The organism is Oleiphilus sp. HI0123 (assembly GCF_001635315.1).
Window position 1 is genome coordinate 1 of sequence record NZ_LWGE01000191.1, and the last position, 9823, is coordinate 9823.

12 protein-coding genes and 1 pseudogene are annotated in these 9823 nt (G+C 44.8%); 11 read left to right on the top strand and 2 right to left on the bottom strand.

What is annotated here, in order from left to right:
* From A3761_RS26630 to A3761_RS01740, 5 genes and pseudogenes are all read left to right on the top strand, one after another.
* Positions 1-545 (top strand): hypothetical protein (locus A3761_RS26630; protein ID WP_197472730.1); only part of this gene is annotated, 545 nt, incomplete at its 5' end.
* Between the two features lie 80 nt (positions 546-625).
* Positions 626-1144 (top strand): annotated as a pseudogene (locus A3761_RS01725) (RNA polymerase sigma factor); the annotation flags it as partial.
* Positions 1145-1165: 21 nt separating this feature from the next.
* Entirely contained in the window at positions 1166-1558 is a 393-nt protein-coding gene (locus A3761_RS01730; RefSeq protein ID WP_068512395.1) for a DUF3619 family protein, read from the top strand.
* Positions 1551-1772, top strand: coding sequence for a hypothetical protein (locus A3761_RS01735; protein ID WP_068512398.1), 222 nt, complete (start codon positions 1551-1553; stop codon positions 1770-1772). Before A3761_RS01730 ends, A3761_RS01735 begins: the two co-directional genes overlap by 8 nt.
* A complete protein-coding gene (locus tag A3761_RS01740; protein WP_068553381.1) occupies positions 1765-2211 on the top strand; it encodes a DUF3106 domain-containing protein in 447 nt (148 codons plus the stop codon). Before A3761_RS01735 ends, A3761_RS01740 begins: the two co-directional genes overlap by 8 nt.
* A gap of 9 nt (positions 2212-2220) precedes the next feature.
* On the opposite strand, the gene A3761_RS01745 is transcribed toward A3761_RS01740, so the two are convergent.
* Positions 2221-3072 carry an autotransporter domain-containing protein gene (locus A3761_RS01745; RefSeq protein WP_068512404.1) on the bottom strand — a complete coding sequence of 284 codons (852 nt, stop codon included), beginning with the start codon at positions 3070-3072 and terminating at the stop codon, positions 2221-2223.
* A gap of 149 nt (positions 3073-3221) precedes the next feature.
* Here A3761_RS01745 and A3761_RS01750 point away from each other — a divergent pair, with 149 nt between their 5' ends.
* From A3761_RS01750 to A3761_RS01775, 6 genes are all read left to right on the top strand, one after another.
* Positions 3222-4319, top strand: a complete 1098-nt coding sequence (locus tag A3761_RS01750; protein WP_082870139.1) for a TRAP transporter substrate-binding protein — start codon at positions 3222-3224, stop codon at positions 4317-4319.
* A 23-nt stretch (positions 4320-4342) separates the two neighbouring features.
* Entirely contained in the window at positions 4343-4885 is a 543-nt protein-coding gene (locus A3761_RS01755; RefSeq protein WP_068553668.1) for a TRAP transporter small permease subunit, read from the top strand.
* Entirely contained in the window at positions 4882-6162 is a 1281-nt protein-coding gene (locus A3761_RS01760) for a TRAP transporter large permease subunit (protein WP_068512414.1), read from the top strand. The genes A3761_RS01755 and A3761_RS01760 overlap by 4 nt, the downstream gene beginning before the upstream one ends.
* Before the next feature lie 118 nt (positions 6163-6280).
* The gene (locus A3761_RS01765; protein WP_068512417.1) at positions 6281-7390 is read left to right on the top strand and encodes an HD-GYP domain-containing protein; all 1110 of its coding nucleotides are present in this window, start codon (positions 6281-6283) and stop codon (positions 7388-7390) included.
* A 112-nt stretch (positions 7391-7502) separates the two neighbouring features.
* On the top strand, positions 7503-8309 hold the full coding sequence (locus tag A3761_RS01770) for a flagellin (protein ID WP_068512421.1): 807 nt from the start codon (positions 7503-7505) through the stop codon (positions 8307-8309).
* Between the two features lie 162 nt (positions 8310-8471).
* On the top strand, positions 8472-8657 hold the full coding sequence (locus A3761_RS01775) for a PEP-CTERM sorting domain-containing protein (protein WP_068512423.1): 186 nt from the start codon (positions 8472-8474) through the stop codon (positions 8655-8657).
* Between the two features lie 25 nt (positions 8658-8682).
* Here the strand turns inward: A3761_RS01775 and A3761_RS01780 are convergent, their stop codons facing one another.
* A complete protein-coding gene (locus tag A3761_RS01780; protein ID WP_068512425.1) occupies positions 8683-9807 on the bottom strand; it encodes an SMP-30/gluconolactonase/LRE family protein in 1125 nt (374 codons plus the stop codon).
* Positions 9808-9823 lie beyond the last annotated feature (16 nt).

Genomic DNA, 9823 nt, shown 5'->3' on the forward strand with positions numbered 1-9823 from the left:
CACCTGAACAGTATGAAATCAACAGCTCTACACTGGATATTAGCGCTATCGAAGAAGATGAGTGGATGCAGGTACGCGGTTACCCCAGTTCTTTCGGCTCATCACCATCAGACTTTGACGCCTTAAGCATTATCAACCCGGACTTTAGCTCCCACCCTGCCCGAATGTTCGCTTTATGGCAGTCGCCTAGTACGACAGGGCTAACAATTGAGTCGAGTGAAATCGTATTATCACTTGAAGATGCTAGAACAAAGCTACACTTGAAAGGTATCCCCGGCTCAAGCCAGTTAAGCTTCTCTCCTGAAAAGCTTGTTAGTACTGCTGAAGAAGGACGTTTCAGTATTTTGATTCGCGGTGAAGGCGTCCATATGTTTACGGATTTTGACAGCTTTATTGGCTCGGCAAGTGAGTATCTACAAAATGGCCTTGCAGTGCATCAGTTAACTGCAACGGGGCAGTATACCGACAGCCTTAAGTCACTAGACGTAAATTATGTGACGCTACGTTTAAGCGAACCGCAGGACCTAGAGCAAGATCAGGAATAGAAAGAATTGGACTACACGACCATTCGTGTAGTCCAATAAACTAAAATCACTGTTTCGGGAAGCAAAGACAGAATGGGCAAACTGTGCAGGAAATAGAGCACTTTTTGAAAGAAGTCGAGCAACGGGCATTCCGTATGACCCAATTTGCTACGCGAAACGAAGCTGATGCGCTAGATATCGTACAAGAAGCGATGATCAAGCTCGTCAACAAGTATAGCAACAAGCCGCTTGCTGACTTGAGACCCCTATTCTTCAGAATATTGGAAAACAGCATTTTGGATTGGCACCGTAAGGAGCAGCTAAAAAAGAAAATATTCTTCTGGCGAATTGATGAAAGTGACGCCGAAAGCGAAGTCGAAATGGCTGACCTCAGCGCAGACCCACTGAACTTATTGGACAGTGAAAAACTAGGAGAACATTTACTTAAAGTCATCGAACAACTTCCAGTCAAGCAGCAGCAATGCTTCTTACTCAGGACGTGGGAAGGTTTATCGGTTCGGGAGACTGCAGAAGTAATGAAGATCAACGAAAATAGTGTGAAGAGCCATTACTTTCGCGCTATGGAAAAGCTGCGCTCATCAAAAGCGCAATTGCAGTAAACCAGAGTTCAGGTCAAGAGAATGAACGATAAAGAAATTCAACAACGAGCTAAGCAAGCGCTGGACGAAAGTACCCGGAATCTTTCCCCTAAAGTACAGCGCAGCCTATATCAAGCAAGACAAGACGCTATGGCACAAAATTCAAAGCCATGGTTTAGGCACCCCTTAGTAGGATTCACAGTGGCAGCAAGCTTTTCGGCTGTTCTGTTGATAAACTATTTGCCACAGAAGCAAGGAGAAAATATTCCAAACCTTGTTCAAGCAAATATTGACGACTTTGTTCTACTATCGAACTTCGACGAAACAGACTTGGATATTGCAGAAGATTTAGAATTCTCCTATTGGTTATCGGAACAACTAGAAAATGAAACAATACCTGAAACCTTATCTGTTAGTGAGCTGCGTAATGGCTAATGCATTCACTACTTTTCAAGTTCGAGCTAACGAAGCGCCTATTCAAGATATGAGCTTCTTTCTGTTTCTGGCCGAGACAATCGTCAATGGCAAAGAACTTGTAACGCCTATCGACTTACAGCAGATTAGCGATAACGAGCTGTCCAACTCCAAGGATCACGACTTGGTGCCCAGTGAACCTGAAAATAGCGAACAGGAGGCAAACCATGAATAAGCTTCCCAAGCACTTAATCACATTATTACTGGCCAGCTTTGTTTCGCTTTCTTTTGCAGAGGAATGGTCATCTTTGCCAAACGAAACCCAAATATTACTCATCCCTTTTCAATCACAATGGGATAGCTTAGACAAAACCAAGCAAGAAGCCTTGGTTACAGGGGCAAATCGTTGGGCAAATATGGATAAGGAGCAAAGAGAACTTGCGAAGCAGCGCTTTTCCAAATGGCAAACGCTATCACCTGAAGCACGCTCGGCCTTAAAAGATAAAATGCAGCGCTTTAAAGCCCTGCCTGCTGAGCATCAGAACTCTCTGAGAAAGAGTATGCGTAAATTTAAGCAACTCCCAGAGGCAAAAAAGCAAAAGCTGCGTCAGAGCTTCAAGCGGCTCAGCCCAAGCCAAAGAGCAAAGCTAAGACGTAATATTCGCAAGCCTTAGTCACTTCTTCTACCAAACCAGCCCAAAGCGCAGGTTCCATTGGGTACCGATATTGTCGAGGTCAATCGCTTCTTCAAACGATAACTCGACTTGATATCGATCGATTAACAGCTCAAGGCCTGCGTTGATTGAACCAGAGCTATCGGTTTCCAGATCACTTTCAGTGCTAGACGTTAATGAAGCACTCCGGCGGAAGATACTCGTTCGCGTCAAGCCTTCGCCTTGGAAGAAGTTAGTCCAGGACAGGCCAAAAAATGGACTTAATGCAGCGTGGCTATTCAATTCATAGAAGTAGCTTAAACTCAAAGACGGAGCCGCAAACCAGCCAGACTGACTGGCTTCCAAAGTAATAACATTTTCATTGAGGTAGCTTTGGTTGAGGGAGTCAACATATTGGAAGCCAAGCTGAAGTGAAGGTACGAGCGACCAAGCATCATAAGCAAAATAGCCACTAACTCCCGCACTGTATTCACTGGTCTCGCTATATTCTTCAAGCCGATTACCAGACGCTGCCCAAGCCTTCATCTCGGGTTTGCTATAGACATAACTCAATACCAGATCAACTGATAAAACAGGGTAGGCTAATGAAACACCAAAGCCCCACACCTTTTTCTCTAACTCAGCATCTTGGGCAAAGCTAGTATTTGCGGTTTCTTGCCAAGTATCCAGCGTGAGCATCGGCCCTTTCTGGCTAATAAAGGTGTATGTGAGATCTATAGATTCCGGGCTTAAATCAGCATCAAAACTATTGAAGCTAAGCGTTTCGCTATGCACGCCATAACTAAAGCTTAAAGAGTGCAGATTATCTTCACCAGACCAAGCAGATAGTGGAAATAACAAAAGTGCGAATAATCGATGCATATTAGGTATTTTGGTCCCATATAAAGAGTTCGAAGAGTAGCCTTAATGGCTCTGAATAGAAACCTATAAAAGCAATTCCACGCTTTCAAGCACACCCTAGTTCTGTTAAATTTCGCGCTCCACTTTCAAAAATAACAAGGATGCCACAAATGTCTCTACGAAAATTCGTGAGCTTTCTAGCAATCGTCATATCAGTTCAGTTTTTAGTTGCCTGTGATGACAAGGTTGAACACACCCACAAAGTAGAAAAACAAGACTCATACACGCTAAAACTGGCAGAAACCTGGGGGCCTAATTTTCCTATTTTTGGTGACACCTCCAAGAATATGGCATCGATGGTCGAGAAGATGTCGAACGGTCGCTTAAAGGTCGTCATTCACTCTTCAAACAAGCATAAGTCTCCTTTTGGTATCTTCGATATGGTTAAGTCAGGCCAATACGATATGGGCCACTCTGCATCTTACTATTGGAAAGGTAAAGTGCCTGCCACCATGTACTTCACTACCATGCCTTTTGGTATGATCGCCTCCGAACAATATGCATGGTTTTACTACGGCGGTGGCATGGAATTAATGAATGAGCTATATGGCCAGTACAATCTCATGTCCTTCCCTGGCGGTAACACAGCTAACCAGATGGGCGGCTGGTTCCAGAAAGAAATTAATACTGTAGAAGACCTGCAAGGATTGAAAATGCGTATTCCTGGCTTCGCGGGTGAAGTCATTGCCAAACTGGGCGCCAAACCTACGAATATTCCCCCAGGCGAGTTATATACCGCACTTGAACGCGGCACCATTGATGCGCTCGAGTGGGTAGGCCCCTCTCTTGACCTGCGCATGGGTTTCCACAAAATTGCACCGTATTACTATACCGGTTGGCATGAGCCCGGTGCTGAACTTCAGTTCCTGGTTAACAAGAAGAAGTTTGAAGGCCTACCGGCAGATCTTCAAGAAATCCTTAAAACAGCTATGAAAGCTTCCTCATACGATATGTATGCGCAAGCTATGCATGAAAGCGCTAAGAACTGGGCAACGATTAGTACCGAATATCCGAATATTCAAGTTAAAACCTTCCCTACTGAAGTACTTGCTGCGATGCGTCAGGCAAATGAAGACCTGCTAGCCGAAAGCGCCTCTAAAGATGAGTTCGCTGCGCGAGTGCTTAAGTCTCAGAAAGAGTATCTGGAAAAAGCACGTGCCTGGACCAATATGTCTGATAAGGCCTATTTAGATAGCACAGCCCCCTAAGATAAGGTCTGCACGTTAATACTATGCAAGTAATTCTAGCCCTGGATACTCTGTTTAAAAGCATTGCGCGTTTATGCGGAGTACTCTCGGCTAGCGCCATGCTCTTACTACTCATCAACGTTTTCTACGATGTGGTCATGCGCTATGGCTTTAATGATGTATCGATCGGTATGCAGGAACTGGAGTGGCATCTCTTCTCTTGCGTGTTTCTACTAGGTATTCCCTATGCGATTCAAGAAAATGCCCATGTCCGCGTGGATATTTTCTATGATCACTGGCAAGACCAGACCAAGGCCTGGATTAACCTCTTAGGTACGCTCATTCTTATCCTTCCCTTCATTATACTTGTGACTCACTTTAGCCTTGGTTTTGCTTATGAGTCTTATCAAATGGGTGAAGGCAGTGGTGACCCGGGCGGCCTACCTCATCGCTGGTTAATCAAGAGCCTGATGCCTTTGTCTTTTATACTGATTGGTTTGGCAAGTTTAAGCATGATCACTCAGGCTCTCCGTGTAATCGTTGGGAAAGAAGCTTACCCAAGAAGCAAAGAGGTCGGCTTGTCATGAGCGGTATCGTCATGTTCGTGGTTGCCCTGCTAATGCTGATGCTGGGCTTTCCCGTCGCCTTTACTTTTGCAGGAGTGGCTCTGGCATTTGGTATTTGGGCAGAGGGTTTTGAGCTGTTTGCTTTTATGCCCTACCGCATACAGAGCATTATGGAAAATACCATTCTGATGGCTATTCCCTTGTTCATTTTTATGGGCGTCATACTCCAGAAAACCAAGCTGGCTGAGCAACTCCTTGAATCGATGGCACAGTTATTCGGCAGACTCAATGGTGGCGTAGCCATTAGCACCATACTCGTCGGCTCTTTGCTCGCCGCCTCAACCGGTGTAGTCGGTGCCAGTGTGGTTGCGATGGGTTTGATATCCCTGCCTTGCATGCTCAAGTATAACTACGATAAACAACTCAGCTGCGGCACCATTTGCGCATCGGGCACCCTTGGTCAAATCGTGCCGCCTTCTATTATTTTAATTATTCTTGGCGATGTACTGGGTTTACCTGTTGGCGACCTGTTTAGAGCCGCTGTTGCGCCGGGGGTTTTGCTGATAGCTCTTTACATTGGCTACATAGTATTTGTAACAAGTCGAAACCCGGCCTTGGCTCCTGCTATGCCTATTTCAGAGGAAGATAAGAGCGAACAAATACGCAAAGCCTTATTAGCCATTATTCCTCCCTTAGCGCTGATTTTTGTTGTACTCGGTTCTATTTTTGCCGGTATTGCTACACCAACGGAAAGTTCAGCATTAGGTGGTATTGGTGCGATATTTCTGGTTCTACTCTACAAGCAGTTTAATTTCCAGATGCTCTGGGATAGCGCTAAGGAAACCGTCAACGTCACAGCAATGGTGTTCGCTATTCTGATCGGTGCCACGGCCTTCTCTATGACCTTCAGCTATTCTGGCGGCGATATGATACTGGAAGAATGGTTGTTGCAACTTCCAGGCGAAAAATGGGGTTTCTTGATTCTCACTATGTTGGTCATTCTGATTCTAGGCTTCTTTATCGACTTTGTTGAAATCTCTTTTATTATCATCCCTGTTCTGGCACCTATCGCAGAAACCCTAGGTATCAGCATGCTTTGGTTTGCAATTCTGATTGCAATGAACCTGCAAACCAGCTTCCTCACCCCTCCCTTTGGCTTTAGTTTGTTCTATTTAAAGGGTGTGGCACCGCCGAGCATCAAAACCAGTGATATCTACCGTGGTGTAATGCCATTTATTGCGATTCAGGTAAGCGTTCTTTTGGTCTTATTGATCAAACCAGAATGGTTCGGACTTTAAGTAGAATCTTATAAGCCAAGCCTAAGTTTGTGAACTAGTCAAAAATTTCGTTTATTTTTCCTCTCATGGTCTATTCTTAAAAGTAGGACTTAATAGCGCTTATCAAAACGGGATTGAAATGATGGTTACCACCTGCCCTCAGTTTACTGAGCTAGACAATGAAATAACGCAAGATTTTGCAGAGTGTTTACAAGAGAATATTGAGCAGATCGAAGCTTGTATCGCATTACTTGATAACTCAAAAGATCCGGAACTTGTTCATCGCCTTTTTAGAGACATTCACTCTCTAAAAGGTAATTGCCGTATGGTATTTCTCGACCCCTTGGTCGAAACAATTCACGCTCTCGAAGAAATCGTCTCTGACATGCGCCAAGGCCAGCGTACCTATCTTCCTATGTACGGCGAATTTATCTTTGCCATCGTTATTCGTATACGGGATATGATCAATACACTGATTAGTGATGGCCAGGTAGAAGGTACGCCTCAGGCGACCATGCTTAAGGTTATCGAAGATGTCAGAGGCTGCACTGCAGGCCAGGACCTGAAAGCACTTGATAAAGCAATGGACCAGCTGGTCGGGGCGAAGAAAAGTAGCACTGAAGAAGAAAAACCCGGCAGTATCGCGCTGAGCCTTGAGCATCAGGACAACCCTGACTTAGCATTTTTTAGAAAGCTTGCCTTACAGCTAGATGACTTAGGCATATACAAACAAGGTAGAACAGATTCCATTCTAGAGTTGTGCTTATCTACCAACAAAGACCTTGAAGAGCCTATCGATACAGACCAATTAACTGCTGCAGTCTATCTTCACGATATCGGCATGTCTTTAGTCTCGCCCGACATACTTAATAAGCCTAGCAAACTAAGCGACCAGGAATTTCGTACTATTCGCGGCCATATAGAGATGGGCTCAGAATTTCTAAGTCGTATGGAAGGTTGGACAGAAGCCGCCACGATGGTTGCTCAACACCATGAGCGATATGATGGTAAAGGCTACCCAAAGAATTTGGCAAACGAACAAATACACCGTGGTGCTATGTTAATCGCTTTGGCGGACACCTTCTATGCAGTAACCAACGAACGTGCAGATAGAAGCTACAAGAAGTCTCTGTTCAGTGCTGTCACACTCATTAATGGCGAAAGTGGCACGCAATTTCACCCTACCTATGTCGAAGCTTTTAACGAAACAGTTAGGCATCATTACGTCACTCGCAAAAATATGACATAAAATAGTACCCTAAACAGTAGCGCTGGTTACCAAGCGTTACTGTTTAATAAATGACCTGCTCGACTTCCCGCGCTATCATTAAAAAATAGCTATCTCGGCGGGAGCAATCATCATGACTATTTCACTCAACGGCGGCATTGGCAGCCCTCAAAGCCTTTCCAGTGCGTCCCAAACTGATAGACAACTGCAGCAGCTCAGTTCAGGAAGCCGGATTAATAGCGCAGCTGATGATGCAGCAGGCGCAGCAATATCTGAACGCTTGAATAGCCAACTAGGTGCTTTTGATGCAGGCATCCGTAACGCCAATGACTCCATTTCCGCAATTCAGGTTGCCGACGGAGCACTGAAAAGCCTTAACGATAACATTGGTCGTATACAAGAGTTGACGATTCAAGCTGGTAACGGTGCGCTATCCACACAAGACCGACAAGCCTTGCAAGAAGAAGCAAATCTCTTGATTGAAGACTCAAATAGCATTCTCGAAAACACTAACTTCAATGGCAAGGCCCTACTCAGTGGTGAACAAGACTTCAATATTCAACTGGATCAACCAGGAAAGAGCATTCAACTCGAAGGCAAAGACTTAGCCAAAGAGATCAAAGAATTAGGCTTTGAAGACGTAGACTTAAGTTCAGCTGAGCAAGCTAGCAAGTCATTAGAAACCTTAAACCAAGCATCTGAGCTAGTACTATCCCGCCAATCAGAACTTGGTGCCGTTAGCAATCGAGTCGAGAGTTCGATCGATAATATCGCCATATCCAAAGTTAATACGGCTGAAGCGAGGAGCCGAATCAGTGACACTGACTATGCTCAGGTGGCCTCAGACCTAGCTGCGAGCCAAATAAGAGATCAGGTACAGATCGCCGTACAAGGACAAGCGAATAGTCAACGTGGCGCTGTGTTACAGCTTTTATCCTAACTTTCAATCGCACTTGAGCTAAATCTGCGCTACACTCGCGCCCGAAATCTAGTGAGGGCTTCATCTATTAGTCACATTCTATAGATAGACTGCCATTCCATCTCACTGAAAGCTCCTTTATATCGTCTCACCAGTAAAGGAAAAATTACTAAGGAAGGTAAAATGAAACATATAAGTCGCGCGGTCGCGCTAGTTCTATTTAGCTTGATCACCATACAAGCTCATGCAAACCCAATAGTTACCGAAATCCCAGAACCAACGACACTATCATTGATAAGTATCGGTTTAATTGGTCTAGGTTTGGCACGTCGTAAAGTTAAAAGCACTGACAAAGCGGGAACTCAGTAGCCTTACATCAAGCTGGAATTCGACGCTATTCTACAGCCACGCTTTGTTTCTCTGCCTCTGCCGGCTTTGCACATCTAAGGGCAAAGGGCTCAAATACAGCACCAAGTAGTAATTGATCTTCATACATACTTGCCACACTCGTGCCTGAAATCAGCTCGCCACTATCATAGTAAATCGACTCGGCCTGCATCTTTTCACCAGACACATCTATTTTAAATGCTTGAGATGGAGAAAGGTGGCTTTCATCATGCATATGAGCCGTAAACTCAAAGACTTTCGGATGACCGGCTGTGAGCAGGTGTTGATCATCCAACCACTCAAGATTATCAACAGCCATGGGGATGTAAACCGTATCAATTAAGTGCCAGGACAGCATATCCTGTCCTTTCATATAGCGAGACACTTGATTCGCTGTGGTTTCAGCTACAAACAGGGTTTTCTGGTCTGCAGACAAAGTCACCCCATTCGTATAACGAAGGCCATCGATCACTGTATGCCCCTGCTCTCCATCAAAATATACCAGCGAAGACAACGCCAGCCCGGCATAGTCCTCTACAATCTCCATCACGCTATGACGCGGGTTGCCATGATCGTTTGATACAAAGAAACGGTCTTTCCCCACAACAGCGATATCATTAGGCGAGATTAACTCTGGAAATGGAATACGTCGGCGTAGCTTTAAGTTACCATCAGGAAGAATGCTAAATACATCAATCTCATGTGTCTGCATATCAAGATGATTTACCGCATAGAGCTCTATCGCCTTTCCCTGAACGCCATCTTGTTGTTCAAAGCGCAGAGCAATTCCATGAGGATGAAAAGCCCCTTTCATTTTGACCATCAACTGCTTTGGTTTCGAGTTTGGATCACTGAGATCCAGAGTCCAAATACCACCGTTTTCATAGGACTTTAAGTCTTTATCCAAAAAAGCCTGGCGACGGTCATCGGCTGAAATATAAGCCAGCTTTTGCACTCGATCGACCGTGATATCCTCTGCTCCAATAGGACCTGCTAGCTTTTCACACTGCCCAAAAGGCTGACTTTCTTCAACACTACGGAAGACCCCTGCATCCTTAGCGATACCCGCGGCGTGAAATATCACCAGTACTAAAATAAGTAGTAAGATTTTTGTTCGAGTCTTCTTAAGCATTTCTTAGATATCCAGT

Coding starts and splice junctions, on each gene's coding strand:
- A3761_RS01730 (WP_068512395.1), top strand. CDS start 1,166: ATGAACGATAAAGAAATTCAACAACGAGCTAAGCAAGCGCTGGACGAA.
- A3761_RS01735 (WP_068512398.1), top strand. CDS start 1,551: ATGGCTAATGCATTCACTACTTTTCAAGTTCGAGCTAACGAAGCGCCT.
- A3761_RS01740 (WP_068553381.1), top strand. CDS start 1,765: ATGAATAAGCTTCCCAAGCACTTAATCACATTATTACTGGCCAGCTTT.
- A3761_RS01745 (WP_068512404.1), bottom strand. CDS start 3,072: ATGCATCGATTATTCGCACTTTTGTTATTTCCACTATCTGCTTGGTCT.
- A3761_RS01750 (WP_082870139.1), top strand. CDS start 3,222: ATGTCTCTACGAAAATTCGTGAGCTTTCTAGCAATCGTCATATCAGTT.
- A3761_RS01755 (WP_068553668.1), top strand. CDS start 4,343: ATGCAAGTAATTCTAGCCCTGGATACTCTGTTTAAAAGCATTGCGCGT.
- A3761_RS01760 (WP_068512414.1), top strand. CDS start 4,882: ATGAGCGGTATCGTCATGTTCGTGGTTGCCCTGCTAATGCTGATGCTG.
- A3761_RS01765 (WP_068512417.1), top strand. CDS start 6,281: ATGATGGTTACCACCTGCCCTCAGTTTACTGAGCTAGACAATGAAATA.
- A3761_RS01770 (WP_068512421.1), top strand. CDS start 7,503: ATGACTATTTCACTCAACGGCGGCATTGGCAGCCCTCAAAGCCTTTCC.
- A3761_RS01775 (WP_068512423.1), top strand. CDS start 8,472: ATGAAACATATAAGTCGCGCGGTCGCGCTAGTTCTATTTAGCTTGATC.
- A3761_RS01780 (WP_068512425.1), bottom strand. CDS start 9,807: ATGCTTAAGAAGACTCGAACAAAAATCTTACTACTTATTTTAGTACTG.